Below are 25,626 nucleotides of genomic sequence, written 5' to 3' on the forward strand. Positions count from 1 at the left end.
TATCCCCCATCTAAAATTTGACTGGGTTGCCAGGACCTGACACATCCGATGTCTATTCGATCAGGCCCTTACGAGACCGCGGCCAATTGAGGCTTAGCCTTAGCCTTTGCTTGTTTAGCGATTGAACCCTTGCCGATTGGTTTCGCCGCCTTCACCGTTTCGCTCCCGACGACTAATACCGCCAGGCCGTTATCCCGGGCCTTGAGGAAGGGTTCGAGGAGCAGCGGCTTCAGCAATTCCTGGGCGGGAAGGTAAGTGGGCCAGTCCCAGGGGTTAACGTAAAACAGCACCTGTAAATGCCGGCAGAACGTCTCCAGTTCCTCGCCGGCTAGAATCAAGTAGTTCTCCGGCTTACCGTATATCAGATTTGCTAGGCCGGTGATCCAGTTCTTTTTCTCAGCCGGTGGGTTGTGGCGCCGACCCACGCCGGCCAGCGCGGTAAAAATCGTGGCGTCCTTGCCGTTGCGGTCGAGGTAGAAGCGAAGGAGCTTTTGCCACTTCTCCACACTGGTGGCGGGCTGAACCAGTGGCTCGGATTCCATCACGTCACGGACGTATACGCGAATGTAGGCGTCCAGGTATTTCCAGTGCTTCTTAGCCAGGGAACCATAATCGTAATGGCCCTTCCCAAGGATCTCCAGAACTTCTTTCGTCAATGCTTTCCGATCGGGGCAGTCGCTTTCCGGCCCGCTTTGAAAGTTACGCAGTTTGGTCGCGCCGATGTGTGGGTCGAAAGCACCCTTTACAAAACGGGAGTAGTCGAAGGAATGGAGGGACCAGGAAGTAGGCATGCGGGACGGTTCGGCAGATCGTGCTTTCCGGTAAAAACCGGTACACCGATCTCAATGATAAAACTTCGTGTACGCGTACGGCCACAAGGAAGTACGCTAGTGGTAGGATAACGTCCGATCCCGCGGGTAATCGTATTACCGGAGCAGAATTTCGTGGGCGCGGTGCATCCAGTGCGGCCAACAGGCCCCGACGCTGACTCGGTCACCGTCCGAATTCCGATCCGTCTTCCCGCCGTCAAATCAGAACGATCACCGAAGGAAAAGAAAAATTTCGCTTGCATTACTAAAACGATTTAGTATGTTGGTGTGGGTTTTGGGTTTTTCGATCACTCTACACTTCGATTATGCAAAAGAAAAAAACTGCGGGGCGCACGCTCCCCGGAAATCCGACCCCCGGGGTACGTGCCACCGGGTTTCTGAGGCCGTTTATAAGCTGCGTAGCTTTCCTCCTGTTCGGCTTGTCTACCCTGTCCGCACAGGAGGAAGCGGGTTTTCCGGTTAGGGGCACGGTCGTGGATGGGGATGGTATCGGCCTTCCCGGGGTAACCGTTTACGAAGACGGTACCACCAACGGAACACAAACGGATATCGACGGCAATTACGCGCTGGAGGTAAGCTCGGAAACGGCTACGCTGGTATTCTCCTTCATCGGCATGGAAACCCTGGAGCGGCCGGTCGGGGGTCAATCCGTTGTGGATGTCACCCTGGCATCCGGGGTATCCACGCTCGACGAAGTGGTCGTAGTCGGCTACGGCACCCAGGCCCGCTCCCGGGTGGTGAGTGCCGTGGACCAGGTATCCGAGGACGCCTTTGAAGGACGGCCGGTATCCAACACCACCCAGGCCCTGCAGGGGCAGTCGGCCAGCCTGGTCATTCAGCAACGGAACTCCGAGCCCGGCGCCGGGATCAACATCAATATTCGCGGCGTCAGTACGCTGGGCAACAACAGTCCGCTGGTCGTTATCGACGGCATCGTGGGCGGTGACATCAATTCGCTGAATCCGGCGGACATCGCGAACGTATCCGTATTAAAGGATGCGGGAAGTGCGGCCATTTACGGATCGCGGGCCAGCAACGGGGTCATCCTCATCACCACCAAGCGCGGCCGCAAAAATCAGCAACTATCCGTCCAGTACAACGGACTGGTGGGCATCAACGAACCGACCTACTTCACCGAGCCGGTGTCGGCCTTCCAGAATGCGCTGCTGCGCAACGAAGCGGCCTTCAACAGCAACGAGAGCGCGGCCGTATTCACTCCGCAGCAGCTGCGGGAGATCGCCGAGCGGGGGGATCAGGAATGGTTTGCCGACGAAATCGTCCAGGACGCTCTGCAACAGAACCATACGCTCTCCGTCAGCGGGGGTAATGCCGCCACTACCTACCTGGTTTCGGCCGGTTACCTCGACCAGGAGAGCAACTTCGTGGGACCCGACCGCGGCGTCCAGCGCTACAATTTCCGGGTGAACCTGTCTACGGAGGTCGAGCGCTTCAAACTGGCGTCCACCCTGTCCTACGCCAAGCAGCGCATTCGCGATCACTCCTTCAATACGAGCACGCTGATGGTCGATGCCTTCCGCACCCCGCTGTACTACAACCAGAAAGACACCGCCGGCAATTACCTGACCAACGACGTCCTCCAACAGTTCAGCCCCCTCGGTATTCTCGAGGCCGGTGGCTTCCGGCAGTACGACAACGACGACCTCTTCGGCACCATCTCCGGCGAGCTGGAGGTGGCCCCGGGGCTGCGCCTGCGCGGCGTCTTCGGTGGTCGGCTGTACATCAATTCCCAGTACGCCCGGACCCTGCGGGTGGACTTCGAGCCCAAGGGCGTCTACGGCGAAGACCGTAATACCTACGACGAGGTGCGGCGCAACCTCGACCTGAACACCCAGCTGATCGCGGAATACGGGACGACCTTCGGGGGCAACCACAACCTGGATGTCCTGGTCGGCGTGTCCAACGAAAACCACCAGGATCGCGGCATCGGTCTCTACCGCCGCTATACCGACCCCGACCTCGGCACGCCCACCACTACGACCGAAATCGAGGATAGAAGCTACAACTCCAACCAGAGCTCCTCGCGCAACAGCCTCAACTCCGCCTTCGGCCGCCTGTCGTATGCCTTTAGCGACAAGTACTTCGGGGAGTTCAGCTTCCGCTACGACGGCTCCTCCAAGTTCCGGGACGAGCTCCGGTGGGGCTTCTTCCCATCTGTATCGGTGGGCTACAACATCACGAACGAGACCTTTATGGAGGGCTACCGGGAGCGTTTTGGTAACGTCAAGTTTCGGGCCTCCTACGGCGTACTCGGCAACCAGAACGTGGGCAACTACCAGTACCAGACCACCTACTTTACCTTCCAGAACGCCTACGTCTTCAATAACGCGGGCGTGAGCGGCGCGGGCTACAACTTCGCGAACCCGAACCTGCTCTGGGAAAAAGCGGCCACCCTGAACATCGGGGCCGACCTCGATTTCTTCGACCGCGGCCTGACCATATCCGCCGACTACTTCGATAAGATCACCTCGGACATTCTCGTCCCGCCGGCCGTGCCGGGGGTATACGGCACCGGACTACCCGATTTCAACGCGGGTAAGGTGCAGTCCCGCGGCTGGGAGGTCAGCGCGACCTACCGCCACTTCGGGGACATTTTCAACCACACCCTTCGCTTTAACCTGGGAGATACGAAGAACGAAGTACTCGACTTCCAGGGGAACGAGCGGTTGACCGGCGTGGAAGAACTCCAGGTGATCCTGCGGGAGGGCCTGCCCTTCAATTCCTACGTCGGCCTGATGCGGGACGGCTACTTCCAGAACGTCCAGGAAATCGAGGAGAGCGCCGTGCCGGAGGGACTCACCCCGGTACCGGGCGACAATAAGTACGTCGACCTGAACAACGACGGCGTGATTAACGACGAGGACAAGTTCGTCTTCGGTAACCCCTTCCCCCGCCTCACCTTCGGCGTGACCTACGCGGTGGACGTGGCCGGCTTCGACCTGAGCGTCTTCGTCCAGGGCGTCGGCAAGCGGACCATGATGATCCGCGGCGAGCAGGTGGAGCCCTTCCACTTCAACTACGGCGCGACGATGTACACCCACCAGCTGGACTACTGGACGCCCCTCAATACCGACGCCCGCTACCCCAGGCTGGCGAACAACGGAACCCAGTCCATCACGAATAATTACCGCCGCGGATCGGATATGTACCTCTACGACGGGGCCTACGCCCGCCTGAAGAACCTGCAAGTCGGGTACACCATCCCCGAGTCGGTCACCCAGCGAATCGGTATGGAGCGCTTCCGCCTCTACTTTTCCGGCCAGAACCTGCTGACCTTTTCGAAGGTGGGATTCGTCGACCCCGAGCTATCGGAATTCGACGGCAACCTGACCAGCGGCGGTGCCAACAGCGGCCGCGCCTATCCCACCCTGATCTACTACGGCGTAGGCATCGACGCCACCTTTTAAACGCAAGTCATGAACAAGCTACCCTTTTACCCCAAGCTGTTGCTCCTGGCTGCCCTGCTGGCGGTCTCCGGCTGTGAAAAGCTGGACCTCATCCCGGAAAACACCTTCACGGATGCCAGTTACTGGACCAGTACGGAGAAGGCCCAGACCTTTTTGAATACGGCCTACTCCCAGCTGTACAGCAGCAACCATTTCTTCTACAACGAGGCACTGTCCGACAACGCCTATAACGGTCGCGGCGACAACGCCGGCGCGGCTTCCATCGCCTCCGGTACCTACGACGCCTCGCTCGGCCGCATCCAGAGCGAGTGGGACGATCGTTACGCCGGTATCAAGACCTGTAACCTCTTCCTGCAGAACGTCGACCGGGTGCCCGATATGGACGAGGGACTGCGGGAACGCATGAAGGCCGAAGCCCGCTACCTCCGCGCCTGGCAGCATTTCATCCTGATGACCTGGTTCGGCGACGTCCCCCTGCTCGATAGCGACCCCACCATCGAGGAAGCACAGACCCTTTCGCGCACGCCGCGCAGCGAGGTGCTGGCCTTCGTACTGGAGGAGTTCCGCGCCGCCGCGGACGTGCTGCCCACCAAGGAGGAATACGGCGAAGCCGACCGCGGCCGGATCACGCAGGGCGCGGCCCTGGCTACCCTGGCCCGGGTGCACCTCTACGAAGGCAACTGGCAGGAGGTGGTCAACTACACCGAGCGACTGATGAGCGGCGAGGCGGGGAACTACGACCTGTTCTCTTCCTACTCCGGTCTCTTCCTCCCGCAGAACGAATACAGCGTCGAGGATATCCTGAGCATCCAGTACGTGCCCGAGTTGCGGACCTGGGGCGAGTTCTTCGACATGGCCCCACTCTCGGCCGGTGCCCGCCTGAACGCCCTGGCGCCTACGCAGGAACTGGTCGACAGCTACCGCACCCTGAACGGAGAGCCCATCGGGGATCCCGCTTCCGGCTACGACGAGAGCGACCCCTACGAGAACCGCGACCCCCGGCTCGAGGCGACCATCGTATACCACGGTTACGAATGGACGGACAACAGCGGCACCCACACGATCTACATCGAGCCGGGCTCTGACCCGGACAACCCCGTTGACGAGTATGCACCGGGTTCCTCCGCCAGCCCCACCGGCTACTACACCCGCAAATACTTCGATCCGACGTACCAGTCCGGCCTCAGCTCCGGGCTCAACCTGATGCTCATCCGCTACGCCGACGTGCTGCTTATGTACGCCGAAGCAAAAATGGAACTCGGCGAGTTCGACCAGTCGGTCTGGGACCAGACCGTCCGGCGGCTCCGGGAGCGGGCGGGCTTCACCGATGCCCTGGCGCTGAACTACGACGCCTCCCAGGACCTGCGGGAAGTCATCCGTAACGAGCGCCGCGTCGAACTGGCGATGGAGGGACTGCGCATTTTCGACATCCGCCGCTGGCGGATCGCCGAGGACGTGCTCAACGGCTGGGCCCACGGCGCGCGCTTCGGCCCGACCTCCGTCGACGATGGCTACGTGCGGGCGGACCTGCGCACCTTCGATCCCACCAAGCACTACCTCTGGCCGATTCCGCGCGACGAACGCCTCATCAACGACAACCTTACCCAGAACCCCGGCTGGTAGCCCATCCGCCCTTCTCCATTACTACAATCAACGATCATGAAAACGACTCTTCTTAAGCTGTTCTTGCTGCTCCCGGTCTTCCTGTACGTGAGCTGCGACGACGAGGAAAGCTTCACGCTGGCGGAGGTCTCGGAGGTCGCCGACCTGTACGCCCCCGAAGACAACCGCTACTTTAACCTGGGCGCCCAGGGCTCCGCGCTCTTCGAATGGCAGGCCGCCAAGGCCGCCGACAACGGCGTGGTGCTCTACGACGTGGTCTTCGACGAGGAAGGCGGTGATTTTTCCGATCCGCTCTACGTCGTCGCTTCCGACGGCCGGGGCTTCGAGAATCAACTGACCCTGTCGTTCACCGAGCTCAACCAGATCGCCACCCTGGCCGGTATCGAGTCCGAAAGCACGGGCCGCCTCATCTGGACGGTCTGGAGCTCCAAGGGGCTCAACGTGAAACAGTCGTCCGTATTCCGGACGATCGAGGTCGAGCGCCCCGGCGGCTTTCCCACGCCGGACGAGCTGTTCCTCTACGGCTCGGCCACGGAGGCCGGGGAGGACATCAACGCGGCCCTGCCCCTGGTAAAGACCGGCGCGAATAGCTACGAAATCTACACTTCGCTGCAGCCGGGCACCTATCGCTTCGCTACGCGCCGGGCGGATAACGCCGAAACCTACTACATCGACGGCGAGAAACTGCGTGCCGACGGCGAAACGACCGTCACCGATGAAGAGCAGGTCTATCGACTCCGGCTCGATTTCAGCGACGGTTCGGTAACCATGGCCACCATCGATATGGTCGAGATTTGGTTCCCGCCCCGGGGCGAATACCTCTTCGCCTTCGATTACGTCGGCAACGGAACCTGGCAGGCCGCCGACGAGCTCATCGAGTTTAAGGAGGAATCCTGGGGCCGCGACGAGCGCTATAAATTCAAGTTTACCGTCACCAGCGATGGCAACACCAGCGAGGAGTGGTACGGCAGCACCAATGCCGACAACCAGCGCCCCGACGCCAATACCGGGGAATCCTACTGGTATATGGTGCCGGTGAGCGACGACTACTGGGCCAACAGCTTCAAGTTCCCCACGGAGGCCGACGGGGCCACGGCGACGATGGAGATCATCTTCAACGGTGAGGTGCCGGAGTATACCCACCGCATCATCGTAGAGTAAGCCCCCATTGCCGCACCAAAAAACCGACCCCATGCTATTCTTCCGTCTCCCCCTCCCTTACGTCCTCGCGGGCCTCTTTCTCGTCACCTTCCTGGCGTGTGAAAAGGACGAACCGATCCCCCTCCGCGATCCCACCGGGGGCGGGGAGGCCGTGACCTACGACTGGGGCGCTACGGCCGATTCCGTGCAGGCCGCCACCTATACCACCTACCTGGGATCGGAAGGCACCTTCGTGGAAAATAACCAGGGCTCCAGCACCTTCCAGTACTGGCCCAACGCCCACGTCCTGCACACGCTCGTAGACGGCTACGTACGCACCGGCGACCCGGCCTACCGCAACCGGATGATCGACCTCCTGCGCGGCATCGAGACCCGCAACGGAGGCACCTACTCCAACGTCTTCAACGACGACATGCTCTGGCTGGGCAACGCCAGCATGCGTGCCTACGAGGCGACGGATAACCCGGAATACCTGGAAGTGGCCAAATTCCTCTGGAACGACGTGCTGGAAAGCCACAGCGACGTCTTCGGCGGCGGCATCAGCTGGAAAAAGGATACCCCCTACTCCAAGAACGCCGTGTCCAACGGCCCGGCCATCGTACTCGCGATGCGCCTGTACGAGGCCGAGCAGGACAGCAGCTACCTGAACTGGGCCACCGAGCTCTACGCCTGGCAAAAGGCGAACCTGGTGGACCCGTCAACCGGCCTGGTCTGGGACAACATCTCCGAAACGAACGGGGAAGTGACGGTCAATAAAGACTGGATCTTCACCTACAACCTGGGTACCTGGATCGGGGCCGGCCTGCGCCTCTACGACGCGACCGGCGACCGTACCTACCTGGACGACGCCCTGCGCTCCGGGCGGACCCTGCTCACCAGTCCGCAGCTCACCACCGAGGGCGTACTGCGCGACGAGGGCCAGGGCGACGGCGGGCTCTTCAAGGGCATCCTGGTGCGCTACTTCACCGAGCTGATCATGCACCCCGACGTGAGCGACGCCGACCGGGCCGATTTCCTGGAGTTCCTCACCTTTAACGCCCGTACGCTGTACAACCGCGGCCTGCAACGTCCCGAAATGCTGGCCGGACCGAACTGGGCCGCCCAGCCCGGCGACCGCACCGATCTGACTACCCAGATCAGCGCCGTCATGCTCATCGAAGCGATGGCCAAACTCGAAGCCGAAGGGTTTCTGTAAGTACCTTACCGGTATCCAACCGCTAAATCGACACGCATGAAAAGAAGGACCTTTATCCACCGTTCCGCCCTCGCCGGCGGCCTCTTCCTCGCTACCCCCTGGTCCGGTCGGGCCGGGGAATTTCGGAGCCGTAAGGACTTCCCGGTCGTACGGGTAGCGCCGGGGGAACGCAACTTCGAAAGCAAGGCAATCGAGAACGCCATCGCGGAGTTCGCGAAGAACGTCGACGACGAGGAACTGGTCTGGCTGTTCAACAACTGTTTCCCCAATACCCTGGATACCACCGTCACCTACACCGAGCCCGACGGCCGACCGGATACCTACGTCATCACCGGCGACATCGACGCCATGTGGCTGCGCGACAGCTCCGCCCAGGTGTGGCCTTACATGCAGTTCGCCGACCAGGACGAGAAGCTGCGCAAGCTCATCGCCGGGGTCATCAACCGGCAGACCCGCTACGTCATCAAGGACCCCTACGCCAACGCCTTCTACGACGATCCGGAAAAACGTGGCGAGTGGGCGTCCGACATGACCGATATGCAGCCCGGCGTCCACGAGCGCAAATACGAGATTGACTCGCTCTGCTACCCCATCCGCCTCGGCTATAACTACTGGAAGACCACCGGCGACGAAAGTCCCTTCGACGAGTCGTGGCAGACGGCCATGCAGGCCATCCTCACCACCTTCCGCGACCAGCAGCAGAAGGACGGCCCCGGCCCCTACCGGTTCATGCGGACCACCCCCCACGCGACCGATACCCGCTCGCTACGGGGCTACGGCTACCCCGTCAACCCGGTGGGCCTCATTTGCAGCGCCTTCCGGCCGAGCGACGACGCTACGGTCTTTTCCTTCCTCGTCCCGTCCAATTTCTTCGCCGTAGTCAGCCTGGAGCAGGCCGCCGAGATGCTGGAGGAGATCGCGAACGATGGTGCCACCGCTACCGAAATGCGTACCCTCGCCGAGGAAGTGCGCACGGCCCTGCGCGAGCACGCCATTGTCGACCACGAGGAATACGGTAAGATCTACGCCTTCGAGATCGACGGCTTCGGCAACCGCCTGATGATGGACGACGCCAACGTGCCCAGTCTGCTGTCGCTGCCCTACCTGGATGCCGTACCCGTGGACGATCCGGTCTACCAGCGCACCCGCGACTTTGTCTGGTCGACCGATAATCCGTTCTTCTTCCGCGGCGAGGCGGCCGAGGGCATCGGCGGACCGCACGTCGGCATGGATATGATCTGGCCCATGGCCATCACCATGCTGGGACTGACCAGTACCAGCGACGAGGAGATCCGCTCCTGCGTGCAGGCGCTCAAAGCCACCCACGGCGGCACCGGCTTCATGCACGAAGCCTTCCACAAAGACGATCCCGAGAACTTCACCCGCTCCTGGTTTGCCTGGGCCAATACCCTCTTCGGCGAATTCCTCTGGAAGACCTACCAGGAAAACCCTTCCCTATTACGTAATGCCTGACATCAAGCCCGTTCCCACCCCCGCCCTACTCTTTTTCGGATTCCTCCTGCTCGTCGCCGTCGGCTGTAAGCCCGGTGACCCGCTCGGCAATAACGGGGCGGAGGGCGGATCCGACTACGTCGCCGATCCCCTGGAGCACGTCAATCCCTTTATCGGAACGGCTCCGCTGACCGATCCCGACTTCATCGGCTATACCCCCCCGGAGGGTTGGCGGGTCTGGGCCGGGCTGACCTTCCCCGGTTCGTCGCTGCCCAACGCCATGGTACAGCTCAGTCCCATCACGGAGTACGGCAGCGGTGCCGGCTACGAGTACGAGGACACGGAGATCATCGGCTTCACCCACACGAATAAGGGCCACTGGAACCTGTGCAATATCCCCCTACTGCCCGTTTCGAACGGCGCTACGTACCCCTTCAAATCTACCTTCGGCAAGGACGGTGAATCCGCCGCCCCCGCCTTCTACGGCGTTACCCTCGACGACTACGGCGTCAAGGTGCGGCTCACCTCCACGCTACGCGCGGGCTTCCACGAGTACACCTACGCGAACCCCGATGACCGCAGGGTCCTCTTCGATCTCGGAAGAGCGAACAATCGCGTCCGTGACTGGCAGATCACCGAAACGGACGGCGACCGCGTGGAGGGGGTACAGGACATCGGCGGAGATCAGATCTACTTCTCCGCCCGCTTTAGTGACCCTATCCGCGGCATTACCCGCGAGGCAGCGGGCGAACGCGACGGCTACGCTTTAGTGGATCTGGGTCCGGGCAACGAGCGGGTCACGGTGACGGTCGGCCTGTCGTTCGTAAGTGCCGAGAATGCCCGCGCGAACCTGGCGGCGGAGATCGGCGACCGCGACTTCGACACCGTCCGCCGGGAAGGGGAGGCCGTCTGGTCCGAACTGCTCTCCCGCGTACAGGTCGCCGGGGGGACCGCCAAGGAGCAGGAGCTGTTCTACTCCTCCCTCTACCGCACCTTCCTCTGGCCCGCCCTGCGCAGCGACGGCAACGGGGAATTCACGGACGAAAGCGGCACGGTCCGCCGGGAATCCTTCGGCTACTACACCAATCCCTCCCTCTGGGACACCTACCGCAACAAGCTCGTCCTGCTCGCGATGCTGCGCCCCGAGGTGACGGGCGACGTTATCCAGAGCATGATCGTAAAGGGGGAGGAAAGCGGCTTCATGCCCACCTTCTTCCACGGCGACCACGCGGCGCCCTTCGTAGCCAACGCCCACGCGCAGGGCATCGACAACTTCGACCTGCAGCGGGCCTACGAGCTCCTCATCAACAACGCCTATAAGGAGGGCGGCACCCGTCCGCACATCCTCGAGTACATCGAGCGCGGCTACATTTCCGAGCCGGTCGTCGAGAACCCGCAGGTGGAGACCGTCACCAAAGCCGGCGTCTCCAAGACCCTCGAGTACGCTCACGACGACTACGCCTTGGCGACCCTTGCCAAAGCTTTGGGCGACGGAGCGCGGGAGAAAGAGCTCCGCCAACGGGCCGGCAACTACCGCAACGTCTTCGACCCCACCAGCCGCTTCATGCGGGGCCGGCTGGAGGATGGCTCCTGGGTCACCCCCTTCAATCCGCAGTTTCCCTACTACGAATACATGTACCGCGAAGCCAACGGCTGGCAGGTATCCTTCTACGCCCCCCACGATATGGAGGGGCTGGTGGAACTGTACGGCGGGGATGACATCTTCGAGCAAAAACTGGATTCTCTTTTCACCGTACCCTGGAACCCGCAGCACATCGCCCGCAACATTTCCAGCTTCATCGGGCAGTACTGCCACGGCAACCAGCCCGACCACGAGGCACCGTTTGCCTACTACTTCGTTGACAAGCCGGAAAAATCGCAGGCTATTCTCGATACGATCATGCGGTATTATTACGGCGTAGGGGAAGCAGGACTGGCCCTGTCCGGCATGGACGATGCCGGGGAAATGAGTGCCTGGTACGTTTTCGCCGCTGCGGGTATGTACCCTTTGTCGCCAGCCGACAACGCGTACCTGCTCTCTTTACCAATCTTCGACCGGGTGAAATGGTCGCTGCCGGGCGGAAAGGATTTTGTGCTATGGCGGGATTCAAATTCCCGCCAACTGGAATCCGTCGAACTCAACGGGAAGCCCCTGGAAAACTACTTCCTACCACACCGACAACTGGTCGGCGGAGGAGAACTGCGTATGACGACGTGGTAAGCGGATAGGATTCCTCGGGAAGCGTAAAATGATAACCGCCCCCTGGATGCACCGTACGAGTTCCCCTACCAAACCGACCCCGGAATTCAGTCGGATAGTAAAACGATTTACTATTGATGGAAAAAAGAGATAGCCCGTTATACCTTTTCCTTAGCCAGCGACGAACCCCGGGGAATCAGCTCCGCGGATAGCGTGACCTGAATGGTTTCGCTTACTTTATTCTTATGCTTCAGCAGGTGTAGCATGATGCGCATCAATTCTTGGGCGATCGCTTCCATGGGCTGCGCCACCGCGGAAATGGTGGGCGTATTGATGCGGAACAGCTCGTTGTCGTCGAACGTAACGATACCCAGATCGGCGATGGCCTGGGCATCGATCTCTTTGATGATCTCCAGGCCACTGCGCGTGAGGTAGTTCGTGGAGAAGTAGACGGCATCGAGCCCGTCCTTCTTCGAAAAGAAGCCGCGCAGCAGCTCCCGCCCCTTCTTGGAATCCGTGTCGTCGAAGGGAATTTCAAGTACCGTGGGTTGCAGGCCCTCCTTGGAGACGGCATCCAGGTAACCCCGTTTCCGGTCCAGCATCTGCAACTGCTGGACGTCGGTGGTGATAAAGGCGATGTTGCGGTAGCCGTTGTCGATCAGGTGCTGGGTGGCATTCTTGGAGGCCGCGTAGTTATCGATCACCACGTAGTGCGTATCCAGGTCGGGAAAATACCGGTCAAAGAGCACCACCGGAATATCGTTGTCAATGAGTTCCTTAATGTCCGACCGGATCCCGGAAGAAGGAATGATAATGAAGCCGTCCACCTGCCGTTCGTAGAATAGATTCAGGAGGTCCCGCGAGCGCTTATCCTGGTTCTCGTTGCTGCAAAACAGGACCCGATAGCCCTTGCTGTAGGCGATATCCTCGATGATCCGGGCGATTCGGGAAAAGAAATAATTGCTAATATCCTCGACCATGAACACCAGGATCTTGGTACGCCCGGTCCGGAGACTTCGCGCCACCATATTTGGCTTGTAATTGATGGCGGTGGTATACTCCCGCACCCGGTTGATCACCTCCTTGGAGATCTTTTTCTCCTCCCCCTTACCATTCAGTACGAACGACACGGTGGTGGGGGAAACGCCCAGCTTCGTGGCAATATCTTTGATGGATTGACGCTTGTTTCGCATGTGATTTTTCGGGGTTTCTGTGTTCGCAAAAGCGAAGAATTACGATCCTGTAAATTAGCTAATATTCCCTTAGCAGATGAGGTAAATAGACGAAGTAAATGCGGCCTGCGGGTATTTTATCCGGAAGCACGGTGGGCGTTTGCGGCCTTAGGTAGATGTCAGGTAACTGTCCCGCTTCCAGGCGGTTACGGTTACTATCCGGAGCATTATCAGCAGGTATAGGAGCGGGCTATCCGCCCTGCCGCCGCTGACCGCAAAAGATACCGGGCTCCGGCATGCGAAAACCAAATGCCGTATTGCCAAAGCGTCGAGCAATGGCCTTGCCCCGTAAGCGCAGTTGTCCATACCGGGTAATACGGCCTGCGGCCCGTTTTGTTTTTTGGACCATATCCGAACGCCGGGCGAGTATAATGATACCGGAACCGGAAAACGTGGATAGTCGGGGAAAATGGACTGCGGTAAAGAGCGGGCTGGCAGCCGCGTGACGGTTCCCTCCATCTTTCCATGAGCCGCTACGCCATGTCGGTCGAACTGATCCCGGCGGACTGGCACTGGTGCGTTTCTCCTCTACCGCCAATTGTCGCTGCGCTCGAAATAGCAATCTGAATGATGGCCTGTATTCGCTCACCCCCTACCGATCCAGCCCCGGCGGACGCCGCAGATGCGTGCCTTGCTCGTAAGCGGAGGTCACTCGTATCAAGGTAGGTTCGGCGTACATCCGCCCGAGGAATTGCAGGCCGGCGGGGAGTCCGCTTTCCGTGAATCCCATCGGGACCGTGAAGCCCGGCTGCCCGGTATGCGGAGAAATGACCTGGCTGTTGTCGCCGCGGTACCCTTCCTCGAAGTTATCAATTTGGGCGGCCGGATGGTTCCAGCTGGGAAAGACGATGGCGTCGAGTTCCAGGGAATCCATGGTAGCCTCGATCGCTTCCCGGAAAGCGATCCGGCGCGGATCGGTGTAGGCATCCCCGCAGGGCACTTCCGAATCACCGTAGCGACCGGTAGTAGTACGCGCCTCTTCCAGGCCGCCGCGGGCGTAGTCGCTATCGGTACCGATTCGGATGATGTCCTCCAGGCTCGCAACCGTATCGCGTTTGACGTAGGTAGCCAGGAAGTCTTCCACGTCTCGCCGGAAGGTATTGCACCACTGTGCTTGCCGCAGTTCCTGAAAACGGGGCACTTCGACCGGATCGACCACCGTGGCTCCCAATCGTTCCAGATCGTTTAGCGCAAGGCTAAAAAGCTGGGCGATCTCCGGGTCGGGGTCATCGTCGCTCAGCGCGCGGAGTACCCCGAGCCGGGCTCCCCGCAGTCCGTCCGGGTCCAGAAATTTCGTGTAATCGGCGGGCACCTTTCCTTCACTCCGCCGGGTGATCGGGTCGGCCGCGTCCACGCCCGTCATGGCCTGAAGTACGTGGGTGGCATCGGCCACCGTGCGGGTCATCGGCCCCACCACGTCGTTGCGCAGGTAGAGGGGTACGATGCCTTCCCGGCTGATCAGTCCCAGGGTGGTGCGAAAGCCTACCAGCGCGTTATGCGACGACGGTCCGCGGATGGAGTTGCCCGTATCGGTACCGAGTCCCACCGTAGCCAGATTGGCCGCCACGGCGGCGGCCGTGCCCCCGCTGGAGCCGGCGGGTACGTGGTCGAGATCGTAGGGATTTCGGGTGGTGCCCGCCGTCGTACTTTCGGAGTGCATCGGACTGAAGGCCCACTCGGCCATATTCGTCTTGGCGATCAGGATGGCGCCGGCCTCCCGGAGTCGCGCGATGATGAAGGCATCGTTCTCCGGCACGAAGTCCGCCAGGGCCCTCGACCCGGCGGTGGTGGGCATGCCTGCGGTGTTGATGTTGTCCTTTACGAGCAGGGGGATGCCGTGCAGGGGTCGGAGGGTTCCCGTTTCCGCGAATTCCGCGTCTAACCCGCGCGCCGTCGCCAGCGCTTCGGGATTGCGGATGGTGATGGCGTTTAGTTGCCCGTCGAGGCTGTCCATGCGGGCGAAGTAGGCGGTGACCAGGCCCTCGCTGGTGTAGTCGCCGGCCCGGTAGGCGGCGTGGATTTCGGCGATGGTCAGTTCGCTAAGGTCGATGGGGGTTTCGCTGACGGTATCCGCTGGGGAATTTGTCGCACAGGCTAGGAGGAGGAGAAGGGGGAGTAGGCGCAGCATGGGTGTAAGGTAGCTCGCGGGGGGTACCCGGCGTTTCACTCCGGGTAACGGAGTTTGACCGCGCCGCGTTCTTGGGGGCGGCGGTCGCTTACTTACCCGCCGCCACCCGGATCACCGAAAAGGAATACGCCGGCATCTCGTAGGTCACCTCGCTGCCCAGCTCGATCTCGCTGGTGGTCGGGGTGGCGTCCCGGTCGGTGGGATCGCCCTGGAGGACGTGGAGAGTGGCCGATCCACGGAGGTCCAACCCAGCGGGGTCGACGGAGGCGGTGACGGCGACGGGAAGCAGGTTGGCCATGCGGAGGATCACGTCGCCGGTAGCCTCGTCGCGCACCACGGATACCCCCACGCGCTCCCGTACGTCCCGGTTGCCATCGGACAGGTTGACCTGGCTGGGGATGTACTCGTTACCTGCGTTCTGGCCGTACAGTTGCTGTACGTAGTAATCCACGGTTTTTTTGACCTCGGTGTTGGTGAAGTAGATCAGGTCGGGGTTCCAGTTGGTTTTGCCTTCCTTGGCCAGCAGGGGAGCGAAGGAGGTCATCTCCACCACGTCGCCGTTGCGTTCCACGGCGGTGAGGTAGAGCGCCTCGGAGAGGGCGGTTTCCACGTTCATCGGGCGGCCCGGCAGGTGGGCGGCGTACTCGCCGAGGTAGACCTTCGGCCCGTTGCGGTCGTACTTGTCGTAGAAGTCCTGGTTATTCACCATCCAGCCCGGCGGCACGTAGTAGTGCTCGTCGACCATGGGGATGTCCAGTTCGCGGGCCAGCTCCCAGCCCTCTTCGTAGTCGGTGCCCATGTAGAACGGGCCGGTGGTACCGATCACGGTGATCTCCGGATACCTCGCTCCGATGGCTTCGTAGATCATGCGGAAGCGCTCCTCGAAGATATCGGTGATCAGGTCTTCGTTACCCACCCCGAGGTACTGCAGGTTGAAGGGTTCGGGGTGACCGGCTTCGGCGCGTTTCTTTCCCCATTCACTGTCGGCGGGGCCGTTCGCGTATTCGATCAGGTTCAGGACGCTCTGCACGTATTCGTCCATATCCTCCATCGGCACGCCGCACTGCTGGCCGTGTCCGCCCATGATGGAGTTCTGGCAGGGTACGCCGGCCGGCACTACCGGTATGGGCAGCGCGTCAATGTCCTCGCAGAACTGGAAGTACTCGAAGTAGCCCAGGCCAGCCGTCTGGTGGTAGTTCCAGAGATTCCGCTGGGGTACCCGGCTTTCCAGCGGGCCGATGGTGTTCTCCCAGCGGTACATGTTGGCCAGGCCGTCGCCGTGGGCGACGCAACCGCCCGGGAAGCGGACGAACTTCGGGTTCAGGTCGGCGATGGTCTGTGCCAGGTCTTTACGTAGGCCGTTTTTCCGGCCCATGAATGTCTCCTGCGGGAAGAGCGAGATCATGTCCAGGTCGATGCGGCCGGGTTTGTCGAAGCGCAGCTCCAATTGGGCACTGTCTATCCCGCGCTCCGGCGCAAACGTCGTGGTGAGTTTGGTCCAGCTTTTTCCGATACTCCGCACCCGTTGTTCGGCCAGTACCGAACCGTCGGGGGCTACGAGGCGGGCGGTTAGCGTTCCGCGACCGTCGGGACGCCGGGCAAAAAACGACAGATCGTAGGATGCGCCAGCCTGCAACGGGATACCGTCCCAGCCAAGGTTACGCAGCGCGGCATTCTTTCCGGTCACGTTGAGACTGGCGTAGTGCGGATTATTTTCGTGGATGGGCTCGTCGGTACGGATTTCCCAGTCCAGGTCACCGTCCGTCGACCAGGCCATTTGCGCATTCCAGTTAGGGTCGTTGTATTTCTTGTCAATAGGGTCGTACTCGAAGTCACGGTTCTGGATCAATTCGCCGTAGAGCCCCCCGTCGGCTGCGTAGCTGATGTCTTCGAAGAAGATGCCCATGAGTTTATCGCTGATCGCCTTGCTTTGGTCCGGTTGCAGGGTGATCTCCGCGGTCAGCGCTTCCAGGCCGGCGAAGCGCACGGGGTCTTCGGCCATTGTTTCCGCCCGTTCGGCGTTGTGGTGCTGCATCCACTCGTAGTGCTTGATCAGGTCGTCGACGGTTTCCCAGGCTACGCGGTGGACGTTCCCGAAGCGCTCCTTTCCGGCTATTTCGATCAGTTTGCGGTCGTTGCGACGGGCGTTTTCGGCGGCCGGTTCGGTGGTGGAGAAGTCACTCCAGTTGTCGGTTTGGAGTTGGTATACGCCCTCCGCACCGGGGCCGTCGCTGCGCCAGGAGACGAGGAAGGCCTGGCCGCTGAGGTGCACCTCGGGCGACAGCACGTTGCCCGGGGCGTCCATGACGACGGGGTAAGCCTGCCGGTCCCATTCGTAGAGGTTATCGGAGGCCGCGTGGGCGAATTGCTGGATCGTGTCATTCAGGCTCCAGACACAGTGCCAGCGGCCGTTTTCTTCCTGGTACAGATAGGGGTCGAACATGCGTTTCTGCCCCCCCCAGGCACCAAAATCGGAATTGAGAAAGGAGAAATTGTCGCCGATGGCGTACCAGTTATCGTTGTCCACGCTCCAGGCGAAGCGGAGGCCACCCTGGCCGTTTGCTTCCGAATAGCCGATCAGGTAGGCCGAATCCGGCTGGACGACCGTCCCGGCGAATAGCCCGAAAGGCAGCAGCGCAAACACTAGAAAAGCAAGTTGTCGGACTTGAAGGGCTTTGGGGAAATCAGGCATGTGGATCGACTCAGTTGGCAGGCAAAATAAGGAATAGTTAATTGTCGGTTTGACTTTTAAACGACTTTGTCTGCTGGCGGCGGTGCGCGGGAGGGATGCTCGTGCGAAAATACGAACCGTACCCTCCAGACAATTCCCAAACGCGTCGTAATTAGCGGGGTGACCCACACCTTCCCGGAAATCGATCTACAGGACTACTTCCGCGCCGCTCCGGCCCGGAACGCGTTCTGGGAGGTGCGATGGTGGGCCTTTCTCCGGGGGGACGCGTACGTTAATCCCTTCCACGATCTGCTTTACGCCTTTTCCCGAAAAACCTCCCAGAATCTGGTGAACCGGTCGCGGCCGATGCGGAAGGTCACGTTCACTCCTGACCGCCTGTGCATCAGATCGATTGCGGGCGATACACGGGAATTCCCCTACCGGGAGTTGTCCGTGTTCGAGCTACGGTGGAACCAGGTATTCCCTGCGGGACCGGATTCGTACAGCAGCGCCCCGGGAAATTACCTGCTCCTCGTGGCCCGGAGCGAAGGGGAGGAATTCCGCATCCCCGTGGCCTGCACCGGTACGAGCCTTTCCCGCTTACTAAGGGAGCTATACGACCAACGGGTGCCCTTGCGGGAGTTCGTCAACGGGATGCGTTCCTTTCGCCTGGCTACCGATATTCCTTACCAACGGATACAGGCACTGAAGGAAACCTACGGGATCAGCTGGTGATCATCTCGACGCCAACCACACCCGTCGCAGCATGCGGCAGGAGCGCTCGCTGCTCGGATTGTCTACCGCCGTCTGCATATTCGCAATCGCCGTGGTCATGGCTTCGTCCAGGGGGGCGGACGGAGCGCAGGAGCAGGTCAATATCCGATCCGCCGCGGACCGGTAATACGTAAGATGATAACAACTCCCCGTATCCACCGTCGTATGGCAGGGCACCGCTACCGCCCGCACGCGGGCCAGGTCAAAGGTCTGGAGGGGATACTCGAGATGGTGGTGGGGGTACTGGCGGTGGGTAAGACTGCCACTCCCGTCGCCGTGCACCCGTAGGTACCAGCCATCGTTGCGACTGAGCTCGGCGTAGTCCAGGGGTGACGTCCGCGACTTGGCGATCGGCTGGCCGCAGGCGTAGAGCAGGAGCAGCAGCATGGAACCAGTAAAAGTCCGGGAAGTCGTCATGGCAACTATACGGATGCGGGGCGGTTTCTTTTTGGCGTATGATCGACTTCGAAAGCTACACCCTTCCCAACGGCCTTACCGTGCTATTGCACCACGACGAACAGCGTACCGTAGCGACGGTCAACGTGCTGTACAAAGTAGGCAGCCGGAACGACCCGCCCCACCGTACGGGCTTCGCCCACCTCTTCGAGCACCTCATGTTCGCCGGATCGGAGAACGTGCCCAACTTCGACGATGCCCTGCAACTGGCGGGCGGCGAAAACAATGCCGTCACCAGCAGCGACTACACCCTCTACTACGAAACCCTGCCCGCGGAAAACCTCGAAACCGCCCTGTGGCTCGAAAGCGACCGCATGCGGAAACTCCGCTTCAGTAAGCGGAGCCTGGAGAACGAAAAACGGGTGGTTATCGAGGAGTTTCGGGAAACCTGCCTGGAGCAGCCCTACGGCGACCTCTACCACCACTTCAACGGCCTGATCTACCGCGAACACCCCTACCGCTGGCCGGTGATCGGCCAGGACATCGACCACATCCGCGAAGCCACCCTGGAGGAAGTGAAGGAATTCTACTACCGCTATTATCGCCCGGACAACGCCATCCTCTGTATCGCCGGCAATTTCGACCCGACGACGATCCGCAAGTCCATCGCGGACTACTTTGCCGATATCCCCCCCTCGGATACGCAACTGCCCCGACCGGTCATTCTTCCCGAACCGCCCCAGGAAGACTTCCGCCACCTGCGCGTGGAAGGGGAAGTACCCAGCCCCGTCATCTACCTGCACTTTCGCACCGTGGATCGCCTGCACGAAGACTTTCCGGCCACCGATACCCTGAGCTTTTTGCTCGGTGGCGGCCGTTCCTCCCTGCTCTACCGGCGCCTGGTGCGCGATACGGAATTGTTCGCCGAGGTGAGCGCCGGCATCAACGACAACCTGGATTCCGGGGGAATCATCGTGGAAGCTCGCCCGAGCGAAGACGTGGACTACACCACCGCCCGCGCGGCGCTCTACGCGGCCATCGACGAGATGATCGAAGTAGGGATCAGCCAGGAGGAACTCGATAAGGTCGTTCACCGCCTGGAACAGCGCAACCACTACCGGGAAGCGAACATCAGCAATCGGGCCAACGAATTGGTTTTTTTCGCCCTACTCGGCGATCCCGCGCTGATCAATACGGAAATGGATAAATACCTTTCCCTGACCGTGGAGCAAATTAACGCCGTTGCCCGCCGCTATCTACGGCAACAGGTGCGCGCCGAGCTGGAATACCTTAGTGCCCCGTTAGCATAACGGTGCCGGACTCTTCCTGGACATCGCCGTTATACAACAGGATCTCTACCGACCAGACGTAGGTACCGACGTGAGCCGGCCGGCCGCCGATAAAGCCGTCCCAACCCCGCTGGGCGTTATTCGGCGCGAAGTCGGTATCGGCGTAGACCTGCTCTCCCCAGCGGGTGAAGATGCGGAAACTCATTACCCGGTCGACTAAGTCGCCGTTGGCAAATACCGAGATGTAATCGTTGGTGCCGTCCCCGTTCGGACTGAAGGCCGTAGGAATGTAAAGCGGTGCGCGACCGTCGACGGCCACGTAGGTGGTCAGGCTGTCGATGCAGCCGTATACGTCCTCTATGGTCAGGTCGATATCCTGGGTGAAGGGTGCCGTCAGGGTAGGTTCGGCACAGGTTGGGCAATCGAACAGTTCGGCGGGTTCCCAGCGGTAGGAATAAATCTGGTTGAGGGGCACGCGGTGATAAAGCTCGATCCGGACGCTTTCACCGACCTGCTGGGGAATGAAGTTAGGTAGGCTGACCGCCCGGGGAGCAGCCTGGGGGAAGTAGAAATTCGGCTGGGATAGCTCACAACCCACTGCATCGCGAATCACTAAGTTGTAAAAGTTGCCCGGTACCAGCGTCGGCCAGATATCCTCTACGAATTGCCGGCCCCCCACGCTGTAGCTGTAGGGGGGAATGCCCCCGCCCGCCGACGTTTCGAAGGGCAAGCGACGCAGCTGATTGCAGTTGATGTCGATCGGCTCCAGCGGCGCCGGCGCCCTTAATTGTACCGTGGAGGAATCCTCGCAACCCAGCGCGTCCGTCACCTTCACGTTGTAACTGCCGGCCGGGAATCCTCCGGTGTTTGCGGACGGCACCGGCTCGCCGTCGATACGGTAGGTATAGGGCGCGACGGTTTTCAGGTGGTTGACGCTGATTGAACCGTCAGCTCCTCCGGAACAGGTAGGATCTTCATACGAGGCATCCAGCACCGGCTTGTAAAAATTGGCCCGCGCCAGCTCGCTCACGTCCACACTGCAGGCCTGATCCTCGATTCGGACAATGTTGTACGTGCCGCCGCGGGTGACGGTCCAGGCTTCCGATTGATTATCCGGAATGCTGACCACCCTGGTGGGTCCACCATCCAGCCGGTAGTACACCTTGAACGGCCCCGTGCCCGATAAATCGTAGCGCATGGTGAGTTCGTCACCCCAGCAGGCGGACAGATCCTGGTCGGGAAAGTGCAAGGTGGGCGGTTCGGCGGGTTCGGTCCGGGCCGTGCTGGTCAGGGTTTCCCCGCAGGCATCGGTCACCTGCAGGCTGATCTCGTCGGGTAAGGTGCCGGAAAAAGTCGGTTCCGCGGCATCACTGCCGATGCTCCACCGGTAGGTGAAGGGAGGAACGCCGCCCTGGATGTTGGCGGTAAGGGTGCCCTTTTCACTGGGGCAGTACAGGTAAGGGTCGTTGAGGGCCGCCGTTATTGGCTCCGGCTCCCGGATGATGACCCGCACGCTATCCGTAAAGCAGGCACAGGGTGCGTCCAGCAAAATAAATGCTTCTTCCTCGCCTTCCGCTTCATCGTCGGCGAAGGCGTGAATGGGAACCTCGGTAAAGTTTTGTCCGGCCGGAATGGTGGCGATACCCGTCGCCGCGGAAAAATCGACCCCTTCCCGGGCCTGGCTGTTGCTGGCTACGCGGTAAGCGATCGTTTGGTCGGTGTCGGGGTTGCTGTCCGGACCGCGGACCACCCGCATGACCGCCGGCCGGCACCCCTCGTAGGCGATGATGGGTGCGTCTTCCTCCTCGGCATCGTCTTTGGATTCGAGGCTGACGCTGGAGCCCAGATCGAAGCTACCGGCTTCGAGAAACACGGCCGAGTCCAGGTCGGAATCGTTCACGTCGGCCACCACCAGGCGGATATGGTAGGTTTCACAGGGAATAACCTTCAGCGTCGCGGTGAGAATAACGGTCTGGCCGTCGTACTCGATCTTTTGAAAGCGGGGTCCGTTGGTGGGTTCCCCTCCGCAGTTGAGGGAGCCCCGTACCTCCGCGGACTCATTGTCGAGGTAAAATTGCTTGTTGGTCCGGAAGTTGACGTTGTTGATCGTCACCGCCTGATTGGTACCGGGTATGAGCGCCGCGTTCACCGCTCCGTTGGCGTAGGGTCCGTTAAATCCGGGGCCGCTGATGAAGAAGCCGAAGATGTCGTTGAAGTTGCCCCCGACGAATTCGCAGTATTCCTCGGAAGCGAAAACGTACCGAAAGCTCACCTGGGGGGTTAGCGGGATGAAATCGAATTCCACGCCGCTCCGGTCGTGCACCCGCCCGCGGGAGGCGATGTCCAGGTCGGGATCCGGGGTAGGACCGCTGATCTCGGAGCCGGTATCGGTACGCCGGTTGGGCCCCACCGCGTCCCGGACCCGTCCGCTGGAAATAACGATGCCGCGATTGAAGCCGACAACGTCGTCCGGGGCACTGAAGTACCCGATGCCGTCGGGGTTGGTGCCGATTTGGCGAACGTTAAATATGGTCTCGCAACGGTCGGTGGCGAACACTTCCCGCACGAGGCGATCGGCGCTGTAGTTGGGGTCGACCTGCAATTCGGCGGGAATGGATTGCGCCCACGTCACGGATACCGTCCCGAGTAGAATCAGCAGCGTGAAGAGTCTGATAACCATGTAAGGTTGGCGGTCAACGGTTCATCCGGTCACGAAGGTATCTTCGTGGACTAGCGGGGGTGGGGCGAAAATCTGGTAGGGCGGTGCGCAAAAGCGTAGCCCCAAAAATACAATGTAACAACGAGAATGTTTGGCCTTTCGCGCGCCAGTGGTGCCTGAATTCGTTTACTTCACCGCAACTTCTGGCGCTTAAGCTTGTGTTTATCCCATGTTCGTCCTCCTGATTACCATCGTCATCGCCCTCTTTGTGGCCATGCTGTTCGTTAACCTTTATTTCCGCGCCAAGGTGCTTCGGGCGTACCGGCTGTTGGTGCGGGGGAGGGTCGAGTTCACCGCCGCGCAGATCATGAGCCGTCAACGGATGGAAGCGGAGGTCGTCCCCGCCTACCCCGACCACGCCCAGGCCATTCGCGACTTTAGCAATTACCTCCGTCGCAGCATTCGCATGGCTACGGTACTGCTGGTGCTGATCACCCTATTCGGGGGCATCCTGATGTGGTACCGCCACTGACCCTCTTATTCCGCAACGGTGAGGGTGAAGCCGACCCCGTGAATGTTCTCGATCTTGATGCGGGGATCCGCGCGGAGGTATTTCCGTAGCCGGCTGACGAATACATCCAGGCTTCGTCCCAGAAAGTAATCGTTCTCCCCCCAAATCCGCTCCAGGATTTCGGCCCGCTCCAACACCGTTTCCCGCCGGCCGCTGAGTAGCTGCAGCAATTCCGCTTCCCTCCGGGTAAGGCGTCGGGCCGTGTTCGCCTGCCGGTTGGTGAGTTGCAGCTGCTCCGCATCGAAAACGTAGTGGCCGATGTGCCGCGGGTCGAAAGCCAGGGCCGCGGGCCTGACCCGGTTTCTGCGCAGAAAGACCTCCACCCGCAGGAGCAGTTCTTCGATGCTGAAGGGTTTGGTGATGTAATCATCCGCTCCCAGCCGCAGCCCCTGTAGGCGGTCTTCCTCCAGGCTTTTCGCGGTCAGAAAGAGGATCGGGATGTCTTGGTCGCGCTCCCGGATCTTCCGGGCCAGGGTGAAGCCATCCACGCCGGGGAGCATCACGTCAAGCAGGCAAAGATCGTAGTGGAGCTCCCCGGCCTCGATCGCTTGCAGGGCCACGCGGCCGCTGTCGAGGTGGACCACCTCGAAGCCGTTGATCTCCAGGTTGTCCCGGGTGACGAAGCCCAGCCCCTCGTCGTCTTCCACGTAAAGTATTCGGGCTCGGCTCACGCGGGTACGGCTTCGGGGGCGGGGGATAGCGGCAAGCGCAGGTGCAGGGTGGTTCCGCGACCTGGTTTGCTTTCCACGCGAATGTCCCAGTGGTGGGCCCGGCAAATTTGGCGGACGTAATACAGGCCCAGGCCAAAGCCCTTCACGTCATGCACGTCGCCCGTAGGTACCCGGTAGAATTTATCGAAGAGTTTAGGCTGGTATTCGGGCGCGATCCCCGGCCCGCGGTCACTGATCGCCAGGTGCAGGTACGCATTGGCTACCCGGCCCACCACGGCGACGCGGGGAGCGGCACCGCCGTACTTGATAGCGTTGTCGAGGAGGTTGTACAGGATATTGGTCAGGTGCAGCGGGTCGGCAAGCAGGTGCAGCGGCCGCTGTGGTAGTTGCCAGGTGAGCTTTCCCTCCCGCTCCTCCACCCGGGCGCTGGCACTCTCGAGCAGGGGCGGCAGCAGCGTTTGCAAATCCACCCGCTCCCGCTTGATCTCGAAGTTTCCTTTTTCGGTGTTGGCGATCTGGAGTACCTTTTCTATCTGGCCGTTCAAACGCTCGTACTGGGAATAAATGAGGTGAGCGTAGCGGCTGAGGCGGGGATCGCCGGCCACTTTTTCGTCCCGCGAAAGCACCGTAGCCGCTACGCGAATGGTGGATAAGGGGGTCTTGAACTCGTGGGTCATATTGTCGATGAATTCCTTCTGCATGTGGGCGAGCCTTCGCTGCCGCAGGATGATCACCAACGAATAGGCGAAAAAGGCCACCGTCAGAATAAGGATGACCGACAGGAAAACCACCAGCTGCATCTTCTGCCAGATGTAGCCGATGCGGGTCGGAAACTTGATGCCGAAATAGTACAACAGATCGTCGTCGGGCGGGAGGGTACGGTCGGTGGTCGGCAGGGAACCGGGCTGGAGGTCGACGTCGGCGTAGCAGTACCCACCGTACGCCATCTCGTTCGTGGCGCAGTTGAAAATGGCGTACTCAAAATCAATGTCCAGGTTGAGGCGCTGCAGTTCCTGTTGCATGAGGTATTCCAGGCGTTGGGCGTTGATCTCACTTTCCGTATTGACGATAAAGTAGTTGCTACTGCGCTGCCGCACGATGTCCCGCTTGGGTAAGGCGGCATTGTTCTCCGCCGCGAGTTGGCGGGCCACGCCGTAGAGCGCCAGCTGGGCTTTTTGACTGAATTCCGTGTCGTTCAGGTTCCAGGTGGTGGCTACCCAATAGGTCTGCATACCGATGATGCCGGCAATCGCTACGACGCCCAGCACGATTACCCGCCTTATCACTTGGGTCTGCATGACCGGTTAATTTCGGAAAACGCCATCGGTTTACGTCGGTCGTTATCCCTG

The 25,626-nt window shown here is 60.7% G+C and carries 17 protein-coding genes; 9 read left to right on the plus strand and 8 right to left on the minus strand.

All coding sequences use genetic code 11. The features are described 5' to 3' along the window. Positions 1–68: 68 nt before the first annotated feature. Positions 69–791, minus strand: coding sequence for a hypothetical protein (locus tag CLV84_RS00265; protein ID WP_104417739.1), 723 nt, complete (start codon positions 789–791; stop codon positions 69–71). Between the two features lie 344 nt (positions 792–1,135). Between CLV84_RS00265 and CLV84_RS00270 the strand changes: the two genes are divergently transcribed. Genes CLV84_RS00270 through CLV84_RS00295 form a run of 6 tightly spaced genes read left to right on the plus strand, consistent with a single transcriptional unit; the run spans position 1,136 to position 11,907 of the window. Next, positions 1,136–4,255, plus strand: coding sequence for a SusC/RagA family TonB-linked outer membrane protein (locus tag CLV84_RS00270; protein ID WP_104417740.1), 3,120 nt, complete (start codon positions 1,136–1,138; stop codon positions 4,253–4,255). A 9-nt stretch (positions 4,256–4,264) separates the two neighbouring features. Next, the gene (locus CLV84_RS00275) at positions 4,265–5,878 is read left to right on the plus strand and encodes a RagB/SusD family nutrient uptake outer membrane protein (RefSeq protein ID WP_104417741.1); all 1,614 of its coding nucleotides are present in this window, start codon (positions 4,265–4,267) and stop codon (positions 5,876–5,878) included. 36 nt (positions 5,879–5,914) lie between these two features. Next, complete coding sequence (locus tag CLV84_RS00280) at positions 5,915–7,039, plus strand: SusE domain-containing protein (protein WP_104417742.1); 1,125 nt, start codon at positions 5,915–5,917, stop codon at positions 7,037–7,039. A 31-nt stretch (positions 7,040–7,070) separates the two neighbouring features. Further along, the gene (locus CLV84_RS00285) at positions 7,071–8,234 is read left to right on the plus strand and encodes a glycoside hydrolase family 76 protein (RefSeq protein ID WP_146088656.1); all 1,164 of its coding nucleotides are present in this window, start codon (positions 7,071–7,073) and stop codon (positions 8,232–8,234) included. Positions 8,235–8,270: 36 nt separating this feature from the next. Next, a complete protein-coding gene (locus tag CLV84_RS00290; protein ID WP_104417744.1) occupies positions 8,271–9,707 on the plus strand; it encodes a glycoside hydrolase family 125 protein in 1,437 nt (478 codons plus the stop codon). Beyond that, positions 9,700–11,907 (plus strand): GH92 family glycosyl hydrolase, encoded by a 2,208-nt coding sequence (locus CLV84_RS00295; RefSeq protein WP_104417745.1) that lies wholly within the window; start codon positions 9,700–9,702, stop codon positions 11,905–11,907. The genes CLV84_RS00290 and CLV84_RS00295 overlap by 8 nt, the downstream gene beginning before the upstream one ends. Before the next feature lie 137 nt (positions 11,908–12,044). On the opposite strand, the gene CLV84_RS00300 is transcribed toward CLV84_RS00295, so the two are convergent. The 3 genes from CLV84_RS00300 to CLV84_RS00310 all read right to left on the minus strand — a co-directional run bounded on the left by CLV84_RS00300 (position 12,045) and on the right by CLV84_RS00310 (position 17,890). Then, entirely contained in the window at positions 12,045–13,079 is a 1,035-nt protein-coding gene (locus tag CLV84_RS00300; protein ID WP_104417746.1) for a LacI family DNA-binding transcriptional regulator, read from the minus strand. 631 nt (positions 13,080–13,710) lie between these two features. Beyond that, positions 13,711–15,246, minus strand: a complete 1,536-nt coding sequence (locus CLV84_RS00305) for an amidase (protein WP_104417747.1) — start codon at positions 15,244–15,246, stop codon at positions 13,711–13,713. Between the two features lie 88 nt (positions 15,247–15,334). Then, positions 15,335–17,890 carry an alpha-L-arabinofuranosidase C-terminal domain-containing protein gene (locus CLV84_RS00310; RefSeq protein WP_245911333.1) on the minus strand — a complete coding sequence of 852 codons (2,556 nt, stop codon included), beginning with the start codon at positions 17,888–17,890 and terminating at the stop codon, positions 15,335–15,337. A gap of 207 nt (positions 17,891–18,097) precedes the next feature. Between CLV84_RS00310 and CLV84_RS00315 the strand changes: the two genes are divergently transcribed. Next, on the plus strand, positions 18,098–18,652 hold the full coding sequence (locus tag CLV84_RS00315) for a hypothetical protein (RefSeq protein ID WP_104417749.1): 555 nt from the start codon (positions 18,098–18,100) through the stop codon (positions 18,650–18,652). Here the strand turns inward: CLV84_RS00315 and CLV84_RS00320 are convergent, their stop codons facing one another. Then, positions 18,653–19,078: a hypothetical protein gene (locus CLV84_RS00320; RefSeq protein ID WP_104417750.1), complete on the minus strand. Its 426-nt coding sequence runs from the start codon at positions 19,076–19,078 to the stop codon at positions 18,653–18,655. A gap of 68 nt (positions 19,079–19,146) precedes the next feature. On the opposite strand from CLV84_RS00320, the gene CLV84_RS00325 reads away from it, so the two are divergent. After that, positions 19,147–20,397: a M16 family metallopeptidase gene (locus tag CLV84_RS00325; RefSeq protein WP_104417751.1), complete on the plus strand. Its 1,251-nt coding sequence runs from the start codon at positions 19,147–19,149 to the stop codon at positions 20,395–20,397. On the opposite strand, the gene CLV84_RS00330 is transcribed toward CLV84_RS00325, so the two are convergent. Then, the gene (locus CLV84_RS00330; RefSeq protein ID WP_104417752.1) at positions 20,378–23,056 is read right to left on the minus strand and encodes a choice-of-anchor L domain-containing protein; all 2,679 of its coding nucleotides are present in this window, start codon (positions 23,054–23,056) and stop codon (positions 20,378–20,380) included. The genes CLV84_RS00325 and CLV84_RS00330 overlap by 20 nt on opposite strands. 208 nt (positions 23,057–23,264) lie before the next feature. Here CLV84_RS00330 and CLV84_RS00335 point away from each other — a divergent pair, with 208 nt between their 5' ends. Continuing rightward, complete coding sequence (locus tag CLV84_RS00335; RefSeq protein WP_104417753.1) at positions 23,265–23,567, plus strand: hypothetical protein; 303 nt, start codon at positions 23,265–23,267, stop codon at positions 23,565–23,567. A 5-nt stretch (positions 23,568–23,572) separates the two neighbouring features. Here the strand turns inward: CLV84_RS00335 and CLV84_RS00340 are convergent, their stop codons facing one another. Both CLV84_RS00340 and CLV84_RS00345 read right to left on the minus strand, forming a co-directional pair. After that, positions 23,573–24,277: a response regulator transcription factor gene (locus tag CLV84_RS00340; RefSeq protein WP_104417754.1), complete on the minus strand. Its 705-nt coding sequence runs from the start codon at positions 24,275–24,277 to the stop codon at positions 23,573–23,575. Beyond that, entirely contained in the window at positions 24,274–25,575 is a 1,302-nt protein-coding gene (locus CLV84_RS00345; protein ID WP_104417755.1) for a sensor histidine kinase, read from the minus strand. Before CLV84_RS00345 ends, CLV84_RS00340 begins: the two co-directional genes overlap by 4 nt. Between the last annotated feature and the right edge of the window lie 51 nt (positions 25,576–25,626).

Origin of the sequence: Neolewinella xylanilytica (assembly GCF_002934605.1) — a bacterium.
GTDB classification, from domain to species: Bacteria; Bacteroidota; Bacteroidia; order Chitinophagales; family Saprospiraceae; genus Neolewinella; species Neolewinella xylanilytica.

Bases quoted from the DNA above. Each gene is read 5' to 3' on its own strand.
- CLV84_RS00300 (WP_104417746.1), bottom strand. From the start codon at position 13,079: ATGCGAAACAAGCGTCAATCCATCAAAGATATTGCCACGAAGCTGGGC.
- CLV84_RS00305 (WP_104417747.1), bottom strand. From the start codon at position 15,246: ATGCTGCGCCTACTCCCCCTTCTCCTCCTCCTAGCCTGTGCGACAAAT.
- CLV84_RS00265 (WP_104417739.1), bottom strand. From the start codon at position 791: ATGCCTACTTCCTGGTCCCTCCATTCCTTCGACTACTCCCGTTTTGTA.
- CLV84_RS00330 (WP_104417752.1), bottom strand. From the start codon at position 23,056: ATGGTTATCAGACTCTTCACGCTGCTGATTCTACTCGGGACGGTATCC.
- CLV84_RS00295 (WP_104417745.1), top strand. From the start codon at position 9,700: ATGCCTGACATCAAGCCCGTTCCCACCCCCGCCCTACTCTTTTTCGGA.
- CLV84_RS00325 (WP_104417751.1), top strand. From the start codon at position 19,147: ATGATCGACTTCGAAAGCTACACCCTTCCCAACGGCCTTACCGTGCTA.
- CLV84_RS00290 (WP_104417744.1), top strand. From the start codon at position 8,271: ATGAAAAGAAGGACCTTTATCCACCGTTCCGCCCTCGCCGGCGGCCTC.
- CLV84_RS00335 (WP_104417753.1), top strand. From the start codon at position 23,265: ATGTTCGTCCTCCTGATTACCATCGTCATCGCCCTCTTTGTGGCCATG.
- CLV84_RS00345 (WP_104417755.1), bottom strand. From the start codon at position 25,575: ATGCAGACCCAAGTGATAAGGCGGGTAATCGTGCTGGGCGTCGTAGCG.
- CLV84_RS00275 (WP_104417741.1), top strand. From the start codon at position 4,265: ATGAACAAGCTACCCTTTTACCCCAAGCTGTTGCTCCTGGCTGCCCTG.
- CLV84_RS00285 (WP_146088656.1), top strand. From the start codon at position 7,071: ATGCTATTCTTCCGTCTCCCCCTCCCTTACGTCCTCGCGGGCCTCTTT.
- CLV84_RS00280 (WP_104417742.1), top strand. From the start codon at position 5,915: ATGAAAACGACTCTTCTTAAGCTGTTCTTGCTGCTCCCGGTCTTCCTG.
- CLV84_RS00270 (WP_104417740.1), top strand. From the start codon at position 1,136: ATGCAAAAGAAAAAAACTGCGGGGCGCACGCTCCCCGGAAATCCGACC.
- CLV84_RS00320 (WP_104417750.1), bottom strand. From the start codon at position 19,078: ATGCTGCTGCTCCTGCTCTACGCCTGCGGCCAGCCGATCGCCAAGTCG.